Origin of the sequence: Anaerostipes sp. 992a (assembly GCF_001940245.1) — a bacterium.
Taxonomy (GTDB): domain Bacteria; phylum Bacillota; class Clostridia; order Lachnospirales; family Lachnospiraceae; genus Fimousia.
Window position 1 is genome coordinate 251,417 of record NZ_MJIG01000001.1, and the last position, 19,392, is coordinate 270,808.

At 40.1% G+C, this 19,392-nt stretch carries 14 protein-coding genes; 8 read left to right on the forward strand and 6 right to left on the reverse strand.

What is annotated here, in order from left to right:
- Window positions 1-479 precede the first annotated feature (479 nt).
- The 3 genes from ltrA to BHF69_RS13720 all read left to right on the forward strand — a co-directional run bounded on the left by ltrA (window position 480) and on the right by BHF69_RS13720 (window position 6,145).
- A complete protein-coding gene (gene ltrA, locus BHF69_RS01255; RefSeq protein ID WP_158022527.1) occupies window positions 480-1,760 on the forward strand; it encodes a group II intron reverse transcriptase/maturase in 1,281 nt (426 codons plus the stop codon).
- 322 nt (window positions 1,761-2,082) lie between these two features.
- A complete protein-coding gene (locus BHF69_RS01260; protein WP_075669259.1) occupies window positions 2,083-3,129 on the forward strand; it encodes a zinc-dependent alcohol dehydrogenase in 1,047 nt (348 codons plus the stop codon).
- Between the two features lie 949 nt (window positions 3,130-4,078).
- The gene (locus BHF69_RS13720; RefSeq protein WP_158022535.1) at window positions 4,079-6,145 is read left to right on the forward strand and encodes a leucine-rich repeat protein; all 2,067 of its coding nucleotides are present in this window, start codon (window positions 4,079-4,081) and stop codon (window positions 6,143-6,145) included.
- A 182-nt stretch (window positions 6,146-6,327) separates the two neighbouring features.
- Here the strand turns inward: BHF69_RS13720 and BHF69_RS01285 are convergent, their stop codons facing one another.
- From BHF69_RS01285 to BHF69_RS01300, 4 genes are all read right to left on the reverse strand, one after another.
- Window positions 6,328-6,927, reverse strand: coding sequence for a hypothetical protein (locus BHF69_RS01285; RefSeq protein ID WP_075669261.1), 600 nt, complete (start codon window positions 6,925-6,927; stop codon window positions 6,328-6,330).
- 74 nt (window positions 6,928-7,001) lie between these two features.
- Window positions 7,002-7,733 (reverse strand): lysophospholipid acyltransferase family protein, encoded by a 732-nt coding sequence (locus BHF69_RS01290; protein ID WP_075669262.1) that lies wholly within the window; start codon window positions 7,731-7,733, stop codon window positions 7,002-7,004.
- Window positions 7,734-7,738: 5 nt separating this feature from the next.
- A complete protein-coding gene (gene malQ / locus BHF69_RS01295) occupies window positions 7,739-9,250 on the reverse strand; it encodes a 4-alpha-glucanotransferase (RefSeq protein WP_075669263.1) in 1,512 nt (503 codons plus the stop codon).
- 42 nt (window positions 9,251-9,292) lie between these two features.
- Window positions 9,293-10,741, reverse strand: a complete 1,449-nt coding sequence (locus BHF69_RS01300; RefSeq protein ID WP_075669264.1) for a nicotinate phosphoribosyltransferase — start codon at window positions 10,739-10,741, stop codon at window positions 9,293-9,295.
- Window positions 10,742-10,886: 145 nt separating this feature from the next.
- Here BHF69_RS01300 and BHF69_RS01305 point away from each other — a divergent pair, with 145 nt between their 5' ends.
- A complete protein-coding gene (locus tag BHF69_RS01305) occupies window positions 10,887-11,792 on the forward strand; it encodes a Cof-type HAD-IIB family hydrolase (protein WP_075669265.1) in 906 nt (301 codons plus the stop codon).
- Window positions 11,793-11,850: 58 nt separating this feature from the next.
- Here the strand turns inward: BHF69_RS01305 and galE are convergent, their stop codons facing one another.
- Window positions 11,851-12,867, reverse strand: a complete 1,017-nt coding sequence (gene galE, locus BHF69_RS01310) for a UDP-glucose 4-epimerase GalE (protein ID WP_075669266.1) — start codon at window positions 12,865-12,867, stop codon at window positions 11,851-11,853.
- Window positions 12,868-13,018: 151 nt separating this feature from the next.
- On the opposite strand from galE, the gene BHF69_RS01315 reads away from it, so the two are divergent.
- The gene (locus BHF69_RS01315) at window positions 13,019-13,999 is read left to right on the forward strand and encodes a sugar-binding transcriptional regulator (RefSeq protein ID WP_075669267.1); all 981 of its coding nucleotides are present in this window, start codon (window positions 13,019-13,021) and stop codon (window positions 13,997-13,999) included.
- Between the two features lie 23 nt (window positions 14,000-14,022).
- Window positions 14,023-15,201: an AI-2E family transporter gene (locus tag BHF69_RS01320; protein ID WP_075669268.1), complete on the forward strand. Its 1,179-nt coding sequence runs from the start codon at window positions 14,023-14,025 to the stop codon at window positions 15,199-15,201.
- A gap of 34 nt (window positions 15,202-15,235) precedes the next feature.
- Here the strand turns inward: BHF69_RS01320 and BHF69_RS01325 are convergent, their stop codons facing one another.
- Complete coding sequence (locus BHF69_RS01325) at window positions 15,236-16,123, reverse strand: damage-control phosphatase ARMT1 family protein (protein ID WP_075669269.1); 888 nt, start codon at window positions 16,121-16,123, stop codon at window positions 15,236-15,238.
- A 171-nt stretch (window positions 16,124-16,294) separates the two neighbouring features.
- Between BHF69_RS01325 and BHF69_RS01330 the strand changes: the two genes are divergently transcribed.
- Together BHF69_RS01330 and BHF69_RS01335 are read left to right on the forward strand one after the other, a co-directional pair.
- A complete protein-coding gene (locus BHF69_RS01330; RefSeq protein WP_075669270.1) occupies window positions 16,295-17,065 on the forward strand; it encodes a DeoR/GlpR family DNA-binding transcription regulator in 771 nt (256 codons plus the stop codon).
- 221 nt (window positions 17,066-17,286) lie between these two features.
- Window positions 17,287-19,392, forward strand: coding sequence for a BglG family transcription antiterminator (locus tag BHF69_RS01335; protein WP_075669271.1), 2,106 nt, complete (start codon window positions 17,287-17,289; stop codon window positions 19,390-19,392).

Consider the following 19,392-nt stretch of genomic DNA (forward strand, 5'->3'; position numbering starts at 1 on the left):
TGCGCGCCATGGGCGCGCTCTAACGGGTGAAAGTCCCGAACACGCCTAGGCAACGAGGAAGTGTATAGCCGAACAGCAAGGGTGTCCATCGTGAGGTGGAATCTGAAGGAAGCTGTAAGCAAACTCTTGGTCCGACGGACAGAAATCACATATAAGGCTCGGAAATACGGATAAGTCTGCAAAAGGAGATGAAGTCCAAAAGTTGCTGGAAGTACGAGTAAATGTGGCGGATAGATGAGAGGAAAGAGCGTGCACCTTAAGCGTGGAGGTCTCACAGAGGTATCATCAGCCTAGTAACAACGAACTGTGAGAAATCAGCCGAGCCCATAGTAGTGAAGAAGTCTCTGTAATGGGGATGGAGTGAAGGGGCGAACAATCAATCAGTTTGAGTATGTCTCGTATTGCAGAAATGACAACATCTGCCGTAACCAATCGGGTAAAAGATGGTCAAATCAAGCGAGACGGAAAGGAAAGAACGCATGGACACAAGTAATCTAATGGAGCAGATATTATCTAGTGATAATCTCAACAGAGCATATCTGCAAGTCGTACGAAACAAAGGTGCAGAGGGAGTGGACGGAATGAAGTACACAGAACTCAAGGAACATCTTGCAAAGAACGGCGAAATCATCAAGGAACAGTTGAGGACAAGAAAATACAAACCTCAACCAGTACGAAGAGTGGAGATACCAAAGCCTGATGGTGGTGTCAGAAACCTAGGAGTACCAACGGTAACAGACAGATTTGTACAACAAGCCATTGCACAGGTACTAACACCAATCTATGAGGAACAATTCCATGACCACAGTTATGGATTCAGACCGAATAGGTGTGCACAACAAGCAATCCTAACAGCACTTGATATGATGAATGATGGTAATGATTGGATTGTAGACATTGACTTGGAAAAGTTCTTTGACACAGTAAATCATGACAAGCTGATGACCTTAATTGGAAGAACAATCAAGGATGGAGATGTCATCTCCATTGTGAGAAAGTATCTTGTCAGTGGAATTATGATTGATGATGAGTATGAAGACTCTGTAATAGGAACACCGCAAGGAGGAAATCTTTCTCCGCTATTAGCGAATATCATGCTCAATGAACTTGACAAAGAAATGGAAAAGCGAGGGCTCAATTTCGCGAGATATGCGGATGACTGTATCATTATGGTTGGGAGTGAAATGTCTGCAAATCGAGTAATGAGAAATATCTCTCGATTCATTGAGGAGAAACTAGGGCTTAAGGTCAACATGACAAAGAGTAAAGTGGATAAACCGCAAGGACTCAAATACCTTGGATTTGGATTCTATTTTGATTCAAGAGCACACCAATACAAGGCGAAGCCACATGCAAAATCAGTTGAGAAATTCAAGAAGAGGATGAAGGAACTCACCTGTCGTAGCTGGGGTGTAAGCAACAGCTACAAAGTGGAGAAACTCAATCAACTTATCAGAGGATGGGTTAACTACTTCAAGATAGGGAGTATGAAACATCTGTGCAGAGAAATGGATAAACATATCCGATTCAGACTTCGTATGTGTATATGGAAACAATGGAAAACACCACAAAACAGGGCAAAGAATTTAATGAAACTAGGCGTGCCCCAATGGGCAGCAAAGCGAACATCCTACGCTAAAGGGTTCGCAAGAGTATGTCGAGGTTCAGATGTATGCCAAGCTATAAGCAATAAGAGACTAACCTCATTCGGATTAGTCTCAATGTTAGATTACTACACCGAAAGGTGTGTTACTTGTTAAGTTGATTGAACCGCCGTGTACCGAACGGTACGCACGGTGGTGTGAGAGGTCGGAATTTCTCAATCAAGAGAAATTCCTCCTACTCGATTTATGTTCATTGGTCATTCATTCAAAATAGTTGAGTTTTTATCAATACGATAACATAAATTGGAGTATCGTAGTAAATTTTCTAATCAAATAACCGGTGGTAATGAAAAGTGTGAAAAAATAAGGATTTTATATTGACAGCGTGAAGAAAACAAGGTATTATTAGGATATGAATATAACCAATGGTCATATAATAAAAAATGATAAAAAAATTAGATTATCGGAGGTAATAAAGATGGGAGAAATGGCTAAGACGATTGTTTTTCATGGAGTAAAGGATATTGCAGTGGAAGAGTATCCAATTCCAAAGGTGACAGATGATAAGGTACTGGTGCAGGTAGAGGCATGTGCGATCTGTACATGGGAACAGCGAGTTTATACAGGAGTAAAGAAGGTAGATTATCCATTTATTGGCGGGCATGAGATGGTAGGAACTATCATTGATATGGGTAAGGATGTAGACCGCAGACAGTGGAAGGTTGGAGATAAGGTTACTGTTGGAGTAACACTGGCGTGTGATAACTGTATTCAGTGTAAAACTGGAAATACACAAAACTGTGAGCATTTTGATCATTCCAAGCAGCAGGAAGGACTTCCATATAAAGGAATGGGTGGAATGAGTTCTCATCTTCTGGTATCACCAACAAAATTATTTAAATATAGCAAAGTAACTCCAGAGGAAGCAACCATTACAGAGCCATTATCTTGTGTACTTCACAGTGTAGAGACAGCAGATATTCAGTTTGGTGATATGGTATTGGTAATCGGATGTGGTATTATGGGACTTCTTCATGTATGTCTGGCAAAAGCAAGAGGCGCAGCAGTCATCGTATCCGATATGAATGAAGAGAGAATGGAAAAGGCAAAGGGACTTGGGGCAAGCTATACCATTAACCCAGCCAAAGAGGATCTTCATAAAAGAATTGCAGAGATTACCGATGGTCAGCTTGCAAATGTAGTTTTTGATACGACTCCAATTGCTGCAGTGGCAGAGGATGCCATCAAATGTGCAGGACAGAGAGGAAAGGTTGTATTATACAGCTCATTCTATCCAGATAAACCAGTTTCCTTTAGTCCGGATTGGTTACATAAAGGAGCAGTTCAGATTCTTGGAACTGCCAACTCTAATGAAAGAGATTTTGTAAGAGCAGCTAAATTAATTTCTGAAGGAATTGTGGATATGAAACCATTTATCAGTGGTGTTTATGATCTAGATCATGTGGAAGATGCATTTGAGTCTGCTATTATTGGTGATAAATTCAGAAATATTATTAAATTTTAGTCACATCAAAGATTGACTATCATCCCAACTAAATTTTAGTTGGGGTGATGGTCTTATTTTTTTGTAATATATCTTTGTAGGATAAATACGGGTTTTCTGGAATACAGATGCAAGTGATGAGAACGGAATGATTCCAGCCGGCAATTAGGTTTCCAGAGCTTAACAATCACTAACATGCTTTGCACTTTTGCCACTCGCCACAGCCGCTTCGCTTTTAGCGCTCTCGTGGTGGGGACCAGACGAAAATCTTACATGCCGCCCATCCGCAAATGGTTCTTAAGCAAGCTTCTCCCCATTTGCTCTGACGGACGGCAGAAAGCGTTGCTTTCTGCAAAGATTTTCTGACCGAGAGCAAACCATGTAAGTGATAGTAAAAAGCTCCTCCAAATATTGCCTTGCTGGAACATTTCCGTTCTTTTTTGTATTTTCTTGCATCTATATAAGTGGGGAAAACGGGGATATGGTCTATGAAAAAGCCTTCTTCTTTGCCACACTCCGTTTCTCCACACGAATATGGGAGAAGCAAATATACTACAAAGAACGAAATCATTCCGGTAAAGCAATCTGCGAAGGAGCTTACATGTTTTCTCAGGCAGAAAATCTTTGGCAAAAGCGATGCTTTTGCCCGTCCATAAGGACAAATGGCTGGAAGCTTGCTTACATAGCCATTTGTGCCTGGACGAGAGATAAGATTTTCGTCTGTCCTATGTAGAACAAGAGAAAACATGTATCAGATTTGAAAGCTCCGTAGCTTGATTGCTGACTGGAATGATTTCGTTCTCACACATTATCCCATAGTCAAAGAAACCCGTATTACTATTCTTATAAATTTTTTTGTTATATACCGGATAGGGCTCTGATGTATAAAAGATTTAAAAATAGAATGAAAAATCAAAAAATATGGTATATAATAGAGCAGAAAGGGTTGAAAATGGAAAAGGAGTTAAGAATGAAAAAAAAGATGATAGGTTTGTGCATATCATTTATTATGGTCTTTGCAACACTGACAGCTGTGGAGATGCCATTCGAAAAAAGTGTCTGTGCACAGACCGCTAATGATTATGAATATGAAGTACAAAGTGATGGAACTGTACAAATTATTGGATATACCGGAGATGATACAAAGCTGGTGATTCCAGCAGTATTGGATGGAAAGAAAGTATCCTCCATTGGTGCAGATGCCTTTGAAGGTTGCTATAGCTTGGAGCAGGTTACGATTTCTAATGGGATTGAACAGATTGGTGCGGATGCATTTTTTTCTTGCTCTGTAGAAAAGGCTTCTATCCCACAAAGTGTGAAAAAAATTGGGAAGAGAGCTTTCTCTGGCTGTTATCTTACTGTAGCAGAGCAGAACCCTTCCTATTCTTCAGAGGATGGAACGCTTTTTAACAAAGATAAGACTATATTGATTGCCTATTCTGGAAAAAGCGGTGTTACCAACTATAAGATTCCGGATAGTGCTAAGGAAATTGGGGAAAGTGCATTTTATTCCAGTGGCTTGACAGGAGTCACCATTCCAAGCGGTGTAACGAAGATTGGGAATGATGCGTTTTGCTTTTCTTCTGCTTTAAAGAGTGTGAAATTGCCAAAAAGTGTAGAGACACTGGGAAGAGAGGCTTTTTATGCGTGCAAGAAGCTTGGAAGTATTACGATCGATAATAAAGAATGTAAGATTTATGATTCTGCAGATACTATTGAAGAAAATGCAGTTATTTACGGTCGGTTAAATTCCACTGCACAGTCCTATGCGGTGAAGTATAACCGGGAATTTGATACCATTGGAAATGTAAATTGCTCCCATGAGTATAAGACAACTACAACGAAAGCTACTTTGAAAAAGGACGGAAGTATCATAAAACGTTGTACCAAATGTGGTAGGGTTTCCAGTAAAAAAGTCATTTATTATCCAAAGACCATAAAGCTTGCAAAAACCAGCTATGTCTTTAATGGCAAGGTAAAAAAGCCGGCAGTTACGGTTACGGGAAGCAATGGTAAGAAGATTTCTTCCTCAAATTATACGGTAAAGTATCCAAATCTGAAAAGTACGGGACGTTATACGGTACGCATTATCTTTAAGGGAAATTATACCGGAACAGCAAAACGAACGTACACCATTCGTCCAAAAGCAGTTCAGGTTACCGGTATGACAAAGAAGACAAAAGGGTTTCAATTAAAGTGGAAAAAGGCCACAGGAACTATGACCGGATATCAGATTCAATATGCTACAAACAGCAAATTTACCAATGCAAAAACGGTCAACGTATCCGGTATAAATACTGTGTCTAAGACGGTTCTGAAGCTGGAAGGACAGGTAAAATATTATGCCAGAGTTCGTGCCTATAAGAAAGTAAGTGGAAGTAATATCTATGGTGTATATTCTAAAACATTATCAGTAGAAACTGCCAGTGGAAATCGCTATACATATAAGACGGGATTTTACTATGACACTATCTCCAGGGCAGTGGAAAAACGTATGACAGGAAAATCCTACACAGAAAATCCAAATATAAAATTATCGGACCTGCGTTACGTGAAAGTAAAGTATTATGGATTTGATAATAAAGTGAAGAATGGAGAACTAGTCGTTAATAAGAAGATTGCAGAGAAAACAGTGAAGATTTTCTATGAATTGTATCAGAAGAAATATCAGATTCAGAGTCTTCATCTGGTGGATGATTATGATGCAGACGATATTAAATCCATGAGTGCCAACAATTCGTCCGCTTTTAATTATCGTGTTATTGAAGGATCTACCAAACTTTCCAACCATGCTTATGGACTGGCTATTGACATTAATCCAATGGTCAATCCATGTGTGAAAGGAGAAAGCATTTCTCCAGAAAATGGTCAGCCATATGCTGAGAGGGATGTGACAAAGTGTACCGGAAAGTACAAGAAGCATATGATCCATAAGGATGATACAATCTATAAGATTTTTACAAAGTACGGATTTTCTTGGGGCGGAGATTGGAATAATAGTAAAGATTATCAACATTTTGAGTATAACGGGAAATAAGTAAACAGGACTGTTGCAAAAAGCAGATAAGGAATGGAATCTGCTTAAGCAGCAGTCCTGTTTTATTTTCTTCTTCAGTGAGTCTATAAAATCCACAGAAAAAATAAAGGAGCTGTGCTCTAGAAGTGAAATCATCTCACTTCATTTTACAACAACTCCTTCATTATTTGTCTTAAATATGCTTATCTTTTTTTCTTTTTCTTTGTACTCTTATTTTTCTTTGTTGATGGATTCAGCGCTTTATTCTTCATATCGCCTTTGCTGGCACGCTGCATGCTTTTGGCATTCTTGCCTTGACGTAAATTCTCATTACGAGCCATAATTTCGTCATCGGTCATAGAATTTGTCTTCATGCTCCATTTCTGCAGGAAATTTTTCTTCTCAGGTTCCGGTGGAGCTACGTTACGGGTATTCTTGATGCCCATAATGTAAATACCACTAATCTGAGCTTTGATTTCTGCTTTTACTGGTACTTCGTCATAGATAGATTCATCGCATAAAAGGGAAACAACTTTTGGTCCGATCTTTGCCTTTACAACTGGTGCTTTTGCACGGGCAGAACGCTTTGGAAGCTGATCTAAAATTGCTTTTGGAAAACCTGCATCACTCATGCGAATACGCTTTTTATCAATAACAAGCATGGAAACAACCTGCATATTCTCGTACATCTGCTGTCTTTGTTCCTGTTGTTTTTTCTGCTGTTTATCACCAAATTTGTAAAGAGCGAACATTCCGACACCGATGATCGCAATGACGATTAAAAAAATTACCCATCCTGGCATATGCTATTCCTCCTACGTATTTACTTACATTCTTTTCTAGTATATCACTAATATTCTAAGAAAGAAACATTTTTTTATGAATTGTGTATTTTTCTTGTGTCGATGATCCATTGGCGAATGGTGGCACCCAGATGCTTTTTCTCTGCACGAGGCAGCTTGGTCACATCAATAGGTTCACCAAAGGTAATATGCACAGTGGCTGGACGTGCACGGAATCCCGGATTATTTTCTAACAGGTCTGCAGTACCGGAAATAGCAACCGGAATGATCGGTGCCTTTGCCAGAGAGGCAATACGAAGGCTTCCTTCTTTAAATTCGTGGGGTTCAGGATCCTGACTTCTGGTACCTTCTGGAAAGATTACCATGGAATAGCCATCCTTCAGATACTGAGCCGCCTGCTTGATCGTCGCCATACCTTGGCCTACATCCTTTCGGTTAATAAACAGACAGTTGATGAAGGTCATCCATTTATTTAGTAGAGGAATTTTAGCCATATCATCTTTGGCTACAAATCCGGCACCACCAGGAATAGAATGGAATAGTGCCAGTATATCAAAATAACTGCTGTGGTTGCCAACATATAAGACAGCCTGATCCTTTGGGATGTTAGAAATTCCGTCTATAGTAATTTGGGCACCTGCCATAGATAGACAGATACCAAAGGCATTATGTACTTTTTTTGCGGCAGATTTGTAACGTTTTTTGGATAATCCATTCTTATCCCAGCGCTTGTATATGAAGTAGTATGGGCAAGTAAATACTAAAAAGAAAAATAAATAACCCAATACAAGTGTAATTCGAATCATATTTTTTACCTTCCATAAATTTCAGACATTTCACGAAGTCCTTTCTTCAGACCATCGTGGAACTGTTCTTTGTAGTAACGATATCCCCAGTTGCCTTGAGCAACACCTGGAATATTCATTCTGCGGTCACTTCCATCCTCAAAAATATCCTGAATTGGAATAATTGCCATACGGGAAACAGAGGAAAGGGCACATCGGATCATATCCCAGCTGATGTGGCTTCCATCGGTGCTTAGATAACGGCGAATCTTATCTTTGGATTCTTCAGAAGCAGAATGATACCATCCGGAGCTTGTGTCGTTGTCATGAGTTCCAGTATAGCATACGCTGTTTCTTGGATAATTATAAGGAAGAAAATCATTGTCTTCGATGTTCTCGAACGCGAATTGGAGAATCTTCATACCAGGCAGATCAAACTGATCTCTTAGGTCATGAACAGACTGAGTAATCAGTCCCAGATCTTCAGCAATAATCGGAAGATCCTCTCCCAATTCTTCTCTCATAACGTTGAAGAAGTCAGCCTTTGGTCCAGGCATCCACTTTCCATCCATAGCAGTTTCGGCGTCTGCAGGTACTTCCCAATATTCGTCCAGTCCGCGGAAATGGTCAATGCGAACATAATCGTATTTGACCAGCTGAGCACGAATACGGCTCATCCACCAGGAATAGCGGTCTTTTTTGTGGACATTCCATTTATAAAGCGGATTACCCCAAAGCTGACCGGTTTCACTGAAATAATCTGGTGGAACTCCGGCTACGACTGTCGGATGTCCATCCTTGTCCAGTTTAAACAGTTTTTTATTGGCCCATACATCGGCACTGTTAGCAGCGGCGAAGATCGGAATATCTCCAATGATAGAGATTCCCTGTTCATTGGCATAGGCCTTTAGGGCACTCCATTGGCGGAAGAACAGGAACTGGATAAAGCTTTGGAAGGTGTATTCCTCTTTTACTGCATCCATCTTCATCCATTTCTTCTTGGCAGTTTTGTTACCTTTTCGGATCGGTGCTTCCCATTCATACCAAGGCTTACCATCGTTTGCCTTCATGATCGCCATAAAGAGGCAATAGTCATCCAGCCATTCAGCTTCCTTTTTACAAAATTCTTCATATTCTTCCTTGAGAGGATGTTCATCTGGAAGTAAAAGGAAGTTCTCCAGCGCTTTTTTCAGAAGTGGTCGCTTATAGGCTCTTACAGCATCATATTCCACATGTCCGTCTGGAAGAGAAGGGATCATGGATAAATCCTCAGGGCTTAAAAGCCGATCCTCTACAAGCAGATCCGGACTGATGATCAATGGCTGCCCTGCAAAGCTGGAATAGGATTGGTATGGAGAATTGCTTCCCCCTACTGGTCCTAAAGGCAGTACCTGCCATAACTTCTGACCGGATATTTTTAGATTATCTACGAATTCATAAGCTTCTGGTCCTAAATCACCAATGCCGTATGGACCAGGGAGAGAAGTAGGATGAAGCAGAATTCCAGAGAGTCTTGGATATACTTTCTTTTTTGTCATAAATGTGTCTCCTAATATATTATAGTTTCTGATTACCTGTAATTATTTCTTTGCATCCAAAAGTTCATTTCGTAAGTCGAATAATGGCTTAGATAGATCCACATATACTTCCTTTGGATTGACAAGCCGGCGGGTTTCATCCCACAGTGTGTCCAGTTCTTTCTGACAATAGTTGCGAATTTCCATGGTAGTTGGAGATTCGTAGACACATTGTCCTTTGATGAAAACTGGTTCGATAATTTCGCGGATAGTATAAGTACCACCCTTGATTATGGATTTTTTCCATGTATAAACAGGGTCAAAGATCAGAAGGTCTTCTTCTTCATTATAAGTTTCACCAACAAGACAGATTAAATCAGCTTTGATCTTACCTGTTTCTTTGTCGTAGATACGATAAACGGTTTTATTACCAGGATTGGTGATCTTAATTGGATTTTCAGAAATCTTGATCTTTGGAATAAATTCGTCAGTATCGGCAGGCTTTAAGGCAGCCAGCTTGTACACACCGCCAAATGCAGGACAGTCCGCGGAAGTAATTAAGTTGGTACCAACGCCCCAGGAAGAAATCGTAGCTCCCTGTGTCTTTAAGCTGTTGATCAGATATTCGTCCAGATCGCTGGAGGCAGCAATGACAGCATCTTCAAATCCAGCATCATCTAACATCTTACGGGCTTTTTTGGAAATATACGCCAGGTCACCGCTGTCTAAGCGGATACCATAAGATTTTGAATGAATACCTTCCTCACGCATCTCCTTGAATACGCGAATTGCGTTTGGAACTCCGGAATTTAATGTGTCATAAGTATCGACTAAAAGGGTACATGCATCTGGATACATCTTTGCATAGGTCTTAAAGGCTGTGTATTCATCTTTAAAGCTCATGATCCAGCTGTGAGCATGGGTTCCTAGTACGGGTACGTCAAAAAGCTGTCCGGCAAGTACATTGGAAGTACCAACACAGCCACCAATAACTGCAGCTCTGGCTCCTAAAGTTCCGGCATCTGGTCCCTGGGCACGGCGAAGACCAAATTCCATGACACCATCACCGTTGGCAGCATAGCATACACGGGATGCTTTTGTTGCGATCAGGCTCTGGTGGTTAATGATATTCAGGATCGCAGTTTCTACTAACTGGGCCTCCATGATTGGAGCGATGACTTTTAAGAGTGGTTCTTTTGGAAATACGACGGTTCCCTCTGGAATCGCATAGATATCTCCTGTAAAATGGTAGCCGGCAAGGTATTCCAGAAAATCTTCATCAAAGATACCAAGGCCTCTTAAATAGTCAATGTCATCATAAGAAAAAGAAAGATTTTTGATATAATCGATCACCTGTTCCAGACCACAGGCAATGGCATAACCGCTGCCAGATGGATTGCTTCGGTAAAATACATCAAAAATAACAGATTCATTCTCCCCAGATTTGTAGTAACCCTGCATCATCGTAAGCTCATATAAATCTGTAAGTAGTGTTAAGTTTTGCGCAACCATAACCAATTCTCCTTTATTTTGGTATTAAAATTCGTATATTATTTGAAACTTAATTATATCACAATTTTCATGTTTTTTTAACATGGGTTTTATAGAAACTTATGATTAGGGTGGTAGATTAAAAATAAAAAGAGGAGGAAATAGAATGATTCGATTGTTTTCAGCGGATATGGACGGAACATTACTAAATAACAGAAGTCAGATTACAGAGCGGACGAAGAAAGCGATTGTAGATTTCCAGCAGCTGGGTGGAAAATTTATTGTAAATACAGGCAGAGAATATAGTAGTGCCAAGCGAGAACTGGACATAGCAGGAGTTTACTGTGATATTATCTGCTCAGGCGGAGCAGTAATATATGATAAATATGGAGAAGTATTGGAACAGCACGTCCTTCCAAAAAAATTGGCACAGAAGTTGATAGATATCCTGGATCAGTACCACATGTACGTGGATCTATATACGGATATTGGAAAGGTAACCATTGTACCACCATTTGATATGGCAAAATACTATCATGAGCAGGTACTTCCAGCATCCCAAAAAGAAGGAAAGATTTATTTTCGTACAGGGGAGGATTTAAAAGCCCTGTTTGAACAGACCGTATATTTTGATGGAGCAGGACAGCTGTTTGATTCAGATGTAAAAATCTATAAAATCTGCAGCTGTAGTTTGAATACAGAAAGGCTATGGAAGGTAAGGAGGGCATGCAAAAAGATGTCTGATATTTCCATGACCTATACATCCGATTATGACATTGAACTGACACATAAAGATGCCAGAAAGGGAGTGGCTCTTATGAGCTATGCCCGACAGATGAAAATTGGGCCCGATGAAATTCTTGCAGTGGGAGATAGTGAAAATGATCGTTCCATGTTAGAACTTCCCATTGCCCGCACCGTTGCCGTAGGAAATGCCATGGCATCCATAAAACAGACAGCAAAAGAGGTGTGTGGGACGAATGTAGATGAGGGCGTTGCCTGTTTATTAGAAGGCCTGATCAGAGAAAGAGAACATCAAAAACTGATAAATTTTGACAAACAGGCAGGTTGACAAAAGAAAAGATGAAATGATAATTAAGAGGCTGCGAAAGCAGCCTCTTTCCCCATATTTATGCTTCTTCGTATCCATTTGGATTATTTTTCTGCCATCTCCAGGAATCTTCACACATTTCCTTTAAGCCATATTGTGCTTCCCATCCCAGTTCTTTTTTCGCTTTGGAGCAGTCAGCATAGCAGGTAGCGATGTCGCCGGATCTTCGTGGTTTAATGACATATGGAATCTTCTGCCCGGATGCCTCTTCAAAGGCTTTGACCATTTGCAGTACGCTGTATCCATTGCCAGTACCCAGATTATAGATCAAAACACCCTGATTTTCTGCTATCTTTTCAATGGCTTTTACATGTCCAAGAGCAAGATCCACAACATGGATGTAGTCTCTGACTCCGCTTCCATCGATGGTATCGTAATCATCTCCAAATACACCAAGACATTCTAATTTACCAACAGCAACCTGCGTAATATAAGGCATCAGATTGTTTGGAATTCCTTTTGGATTTTCTCCGATTCTTCCGCTTTTGTGCGCTCCGATAGGATTAAAGTAACGAAGAAGGATTACGTTCCATTCTGGATCAGCAGTATGGAAATCCTGAAGGATTTCTTCTAGCATCAGTTTGGTACGACCATAAGGATTTGTAACGGAAAGTGGGAAATCTTCCAGGATCGGAACCGTCTTTGGACTTCCATATACAGTTGCAGAAGAACTGAATACGATATTCTTAACGCCGAATTCATTCATAACACGGCAAAGGGTAAGTGTGCCGGTAATATTATTATCATAATATTTCATTGGTTGCTGTACAGACTCTCCCACAGCTTTTAAGCCGGCAAAATGAATCACCGCATCGATGGATTCTTTTTGAAAAAGCTGGCGAAGTCCCTCTTCGTCGCGTATATCTACCTGATAAAAAGTCAATACTTTCCCTGTGATCTCCTGAACTCGTTCTAATGCTTCCTGACAAGAATTACATAAGTTATCAGCAACCACAACTTGATAGCCCGCATTGAGTAATTCTACGCAGGTATGGCTGCCAATATATCCTGCGCCCCCGGTTACTAAAACAGTCATAATTATTTACCTCCTGAGTATGTTGATATAAGGCTATTATACACCAATTTTCCCCGTAGTTCCATTGACTTTCTATATTTCCTATTTTATAATCGAATTATGTTCAATGGGTGAACATAATTTCATCACATAAGTACGAAGGAGGAGGACAATGGGAGACGATCGTTTTATGTTCCGGGTGTTAGAAATGTATTATACCAACGAGATGTCGCAGGCGGAAATTGCGAAGAAGATGAATGTATCCAGAGCTACCATTTCCCGTACTATTTGGAAGGCAAAGCAGGAAGGAGTTGTCAGTATTACTATTCATCACCCACATAACTCACAGCATTTGCTGGAGGAAGAGATAGAGCGACAGTATGGATTAAAGGAATGTATTGTTGTTCCGGTGGCAGAAGGAGAAGATGTGAGAGAAAAGGTCAATTATGAGGCAGCTCAATATTTATTTCGTGTTTTGAAAGATCATATGACGCTTGGAATTACCTGGGGTCTGACTATTGGAAGCCTGATTGATGATTTAAAAAAATATGTAAGAAATCAGCCAGTTTACTTGAAAGGAATCAAAGTAGTTCCTTTTGTTGGAACTGTAGTTTCCAGAGAGACAGATCGCCTTTTTCAGAAAAATCATGCCAGTCTGTATGCGGTGGAACTGGCAGAGGTCCTGAAAGGAATCGGCTATCAGCTTCCAGCACCAATGTATGCTTCCAGTCCAGAAATCAAGCAGGTTTTTAAAAAAGATCCGGCAATCGCACAAGTTCTGGAATTGTCAGAAAAAGCGGATGTGGGTCTTCTGCCAGTGGGACAGCTATCCAAAGAAGCGTCTATCGTGAAGACAGGAGTGCTTCCAGAAGATCGGATGGAGAGACTGAAAAAGAACGGTGGAGTAGGCGAAATTCTGGGGAATTTTTTCAAAAAGGATGGAACTATTATAGAGACCGATATGCAGGAGCGGATTATTGGAATTGGCAGAGAGCAGCTGATGAAGCTTCCACTGCGTATTGGATTGGCTTATGGTAAGGATCGGATTCTGGCTATTTGCGGAGCGTTAAACAGTGGAATGATCAATATACTGATTACAGATAGTGTGACAGCAAGTGGATTGATTACAAAGAATTTATTGGATATAAAATAGATAAAAAGGAAAGGGGAGAGAGGATGAATTCACATAAGAAAAGACACAATTTTGAATGGAATAGCAAGTATTTTACGATTTCTGTATATTCTATATTTGTGATTCTAGCTGGATGCATCATATTCCGTTTGATTTTGAATTTGGCGGCTACTCTGGAAGTAATTCGACATTTTCTTGGTGTAATGTCACCATTTTTGATCGGGCTTTTGATCGCTTATATGATGAATCCATTTATTAATTTATTTTATTATTCATTTTTCAAGCGAAAGCTGAATGTGAAGCGTAAAAAGTTGTTTAAGCTGATTTCCATTGTAATTTCTTATATCATAGTATTTGGGATTTTGGGAACCTGCCTGACGTTTGTGATTCCACAGCTGGTGGAAAGCATTACAGAACTGACCACGCTGATACCGGATTTGTATACATCCATTATGGACAGGGTAACTAACTTGACCAAGCATGGACAGAATTTAAGTACACCGGCGGCAATCAATATTTTTCTGAATCAGAATTTGCCAAAGGTCTATGGTTATCTGGAAGCATTTATGGGAAAATCTTTGCCAATGCTGTATGATTTCTCCATGCAGGCAATAAAAATCGTTTTCAATATGGTCATTGCTATTATTATCTCTATTTATCTGTCATTAGACAAGAAGATATTGTTGAATGCAGGAAAACGGTTTGTCTATGCGGCATTTTCGACTTCACAGGCACGGAATCTGATCTTGACCCTGAAGGAGTGCAATCAGATCTTTTCCAGATATTTATCAGGAAAAGCCATTGATTCCCTGATCATAGGAATTTTATGTTTTATTTTGATGACACTGTTAAAGCTGCCACTGGCAGTACTGATCAGTCTGATCGTAGGTGTTACAAATATGATTCCGTATTTTGGTCCATTTATCGGTGCGGTTCCAGGGGTCTTTTTAATAGCCATTATTAGTCCTTATGGAGCCGTGAAGTTTGGAGTTATGGTATTCTTGCTGCAGCAGTTTGATGGATATATTCTGGGACCAAAGATTCTGGGAAATTCCACAGGAGTTCGTCCGATTGCGATTTTACTGGCTATTATCGTAGGTGGTGCTTATTTTGGAGCAGTCGGTATGTTCCTTGGAGTACCGGTATTTGCAGTTGTTCAGTATCTGGTCGGAAAATGGATGGATGGAAAACTAGCAGAAAAAGAAATAGATCTGGAATTGTGATTTTCTTCTTCATTTATTATACAAGCCGGTTATCCTATTCACCAGATACAATATGAATATGATCTTCCCGTGCAAAAACAGATGAAAACTGCTTTAGACCAAAACGCCTTACAAATAACTCACATTTGCATAGGAAAAGGAAATAAGGTTGTAATCCTTCTCCATAGAGCCCTTCAAAGTTTCCCTGCCCTTTGGAAATGATAATATCAGCGTTCATTAAAGCATTTCTGGACTCTTCATTGATGCCACACAAATCAGTTCCCGTAAGCTTTGAGCCGTTCCCAATGCATGGAACAAGGTTCGTAAGACCAACTTCGTCAGCATCTTCCATGGTCGCATCATTAAGAGCCAGTCCGCCACGAACGATTACAGTAATGGCAAGGTCTGGATATTCTTCTTTTAAGATTTTGATAAAAAGCTTATCCATAACAATCTCCCCACAATTATCTGTCAGATAGACCAGAGTTTTGGCGGGAGCAAGTTCTGACTTGAAAAGAGATAATTGATCTGCAGGAACAGTTTCTGATTGGGCTTTACAAAGCATCTGGTCTAAGATGGAGTCATCGACCTTGCTCATGGCACCAAAATCGATATAGTTACCGGCACATACGTACTGAATACAGGAAGCGATGATATCATCTGCTTTTCGAATGTTGGCCTCGATCACTGGTTCTTTTGATAGCATAAATTGATTGTATTTATGCTTGATAGCAGGATAGTCCATTACCGGCTCATAATATTTTGAATAGATTTCTTCGATCTTCATAAAAAGCCAGGGAGAAGAATGGCTTTGTCCATGTTCGTAGAGCAGTTTTAATACTTCATGGAGATAGTCTGATTTTTTCTTCTCATCCTGAAACGGACGGATATTTTTTTCCTGTTTGTTTAAGAGACAGGCGATACAGGTGGCATTTGCTTTCATAGGATTTCCTCAACTTTCTCATTCATTGGTTGCATTTAGTATATCATCTCGTAGATGGTTTGAAAAGGAAGTAATAAAAATAAATGAAAATACACGTTGCAGAAAATGAAAATATATGATAGGATATTAGTTGTAAATGAAAGAAAATAAAAAATCTGGAGTGGTTATAAAGTGTTTGCAGAAGAAAGAAAAGAACAGATTATTTCTTTTCTGAGAGAGCATAAGCGGGCCAATATTCATGAACTGATCGACACTTTCCAGGTGTCTGGCGCTACGATTCGCGCGGATTTAAGGGAGCTGGAAGGATTGGGATTGATTAAAAGGACCCATGGAGGTGCTATTTACAGAGAAGATATGCTGTCAGATCAGGATGGAATTGCATCCAGAGATTTCTACGGACAGGAAAAAGAATGGATTGCACATGCAGCAGCAAGATTTGTGAATCCAGGAGAGACGATTATACTGGATGGAAGCACGACGAATATGTATCTGGCCAGACAGATAAAAGAGGTAGAGAATCTGACGGTTATTACAAATGATATTATGGTTGCTGGTGAAATCTATCAGTGCCAGAATATAAAGATTATTTTTTGTGGCGGAATTATGCGCCCCATGTATGGATGTACGGCAGGAGCAGAAGCCATAACATTCATTCAAAGACTATCCGTGGATAAAGCATTTATCTCCCCAAATGCTTTATCTATTTCCCGGGGCGCATTTACGCCAAGCCTTGACACAGCTGATACGAAGAAGGCATTTATTCAGGCCGCAGATAAGAGCTATTTGCTCTGTACCAGCAATAAGATTGGTAAGAAAGCGATGTGTCAGTTTGGACGACTGGAAGATTTTGAGTGTATGATTACGGACAATCATATCAAAGACCGAGACAGGGATGCGATTGAGCAGGCTGGTATGCCGATTTATATATGTGGGGAATCTTAGTTGAATCAAAGGAGTGATTGTAGAAAGTACTGCCATTTTCTACAATTGCTCCTTTTTCTTAATTATAGCAAATTTTTGCACAAAAAACAGAAAATATTATTTAAAAACATGGACAAAGTGACAGGTCATGTCTTAAAATAATAGTGACAAAAGTGACATTTCATTTGATTGAGTTCTATTGGGACCGATACTATAATATAAACAAAGGGGAAGATAATACAATGTCAAAAGAATCCGGATTAACAAAAAGACAAAAGGTTATCATTCAAATGCTTGCGCAGTTTACATTCAGCAATCCTGTAACTGTTCAGGCCATTTCAGAAAAATTAAAGTTAAGTTCAAGAACCATTTTGAGAGAATTACCAAAGATTGAAGAGTGGATGCAGAAGAATGACTTCCACATGGTCAGAAAGCCGAGAGTCGGAATTTATTTGGAGGAGAATGAAGAAAATCGTGCTTTGATCTTAGAGTTGGTAGAAGCGGACCGAACGAAATCTTCAGCCATGAGCAAAGAGGAAAGGCTGTTTTGGATTGAAAGCGAGATTCTTGCCAATGATGGACCATTAAAATATTACTATTTTACTTCAAAATTTGAGATTTCAGAAGGAACACTGGTCAGTGATCTGGATGAAATCGAAAAGTGGATGGAGAATTATGGACTTATCTTGATTCGAAGGAAAGGACTGGGCGTTTATTGGACAGGAAAAGAGCAGGATTATCGCCAGGCAGTCGTTACGCTGATTTTGGAGGAGCTGGGAAAGGAAGAAAACTTAGTCTCTGATCAGAAAGAAAAGAAGCGTAAGAAACATCCTCTGTTTACCCTTTATGCGGAGGAAAAGGTGCCATTCATACAGGATATGATAAAGGCTGCGGAACAGAATCTGCAGACCAGGTATACGGATAATGCCGTTCAACGTATGACTGTCCTTTTGGCAGTTGTCATTCAGAGAATGAGGGAAGGACATGTCATCAAGGATTTTGCAACAGAAATTGAAGCTTTGATGCGGTATCCGGAATATCAGGTGGCTACCTGGATGGGGAGTATGCTGGAAGCAGATTTTCAATTGTCAATTACGCAGGAGGAAATTGCATTTGTTACAATGCAGCTTCTAAGTGCCAAGGTGTGGCAACCGCAGATGATCAACAAGTATGAAACAGAAAATATGAAAAACAGGCAGATTGTCATACATATGATCTTAAAAGTCGAGAGGCTGTTGGATATGGATTTTCTGGATGACAGGATGCTGATAGATGGGTTGTGCAATCATATTGGGCCGGCAATAAGCCGGATGAGAATGCATGTTCGCATTGAAAATCATAATGTGGATATGTTAAAGCAAAAGTATGGTGATATTTATGAAGCAGTGAAAGCTGCAGCAAAAATATTGGAAAGAGAGTCAGGGGTCGATACGATTTGTGATGAGGAGCTGGGATTTATTGTTCTGCATTTCTGTGCGGCAGTAGAGAAACAACGCTCCGAAGGCGGAAAAGTAGCCATTGTCGTTGCCTGTCCTAGTGGAGTTGGGACCTCACATATGTTAGCAGTTCATCTGCAAAAGACCTTTTCAGAAATTGTAGTAAGAAAAGTGATCGCAACCTCGGAGGTTGATGGTGACTCATTACGGGAAGAAGGAGTGGAACTGATCGTATCTACGGTAAAACTGAATACGGATTTTCCCTATGTATGTGTCAATCCGGTGCTTCTGGAGAATGACAGGATGGTTCTTAGGAATGCCATTAAAGATTTAAAGAAGAGGCGGAATGTACAAAGGGCAAAGGGAATCCGAAAGAAAAGGGTCAGAAGAGCAGCGATAGAATACTTTGTGACTCTTGGGGAAGAGATTCTTCAGGTATTGGAGAACATAAAGATTTCATCCGTGGATGAAGTGGTTGATAAGGAAGCATTGATTGCAAGGGCGAGCATGCTTTTTGCAAGAAATGAAGCCTATGGAGAACTCATCGAGCAGGACATAAAAGCACGGGAGATGATAGCTGGAACTTATATTTCCACATTTCGAATGCTGTTTCTGCATTGTATGACAAAGGGAGTGAAGCATTGCCGATTTGGTTATGTATCCCTGAAAAAGCCTCTTTTGGCAGGGGAAGGAATCATTTTGGGAGCTATGGTCATGTTAATACCAGAAGGAGAGGAGTCTAAAAGGAAAATCTATCGGGAGGTTATGAGTGAGGTCAGCGGCTCACTGGCGGAAAACGAGCAGATTATTGCAAATCTGTGTTTAAAGAAAAGAAATAACGTCTCCTTTGAATTGGAGAAATATTTAGGTAACTATTATCAACGTATTATGAAAGAATATGGAGAATTTTAA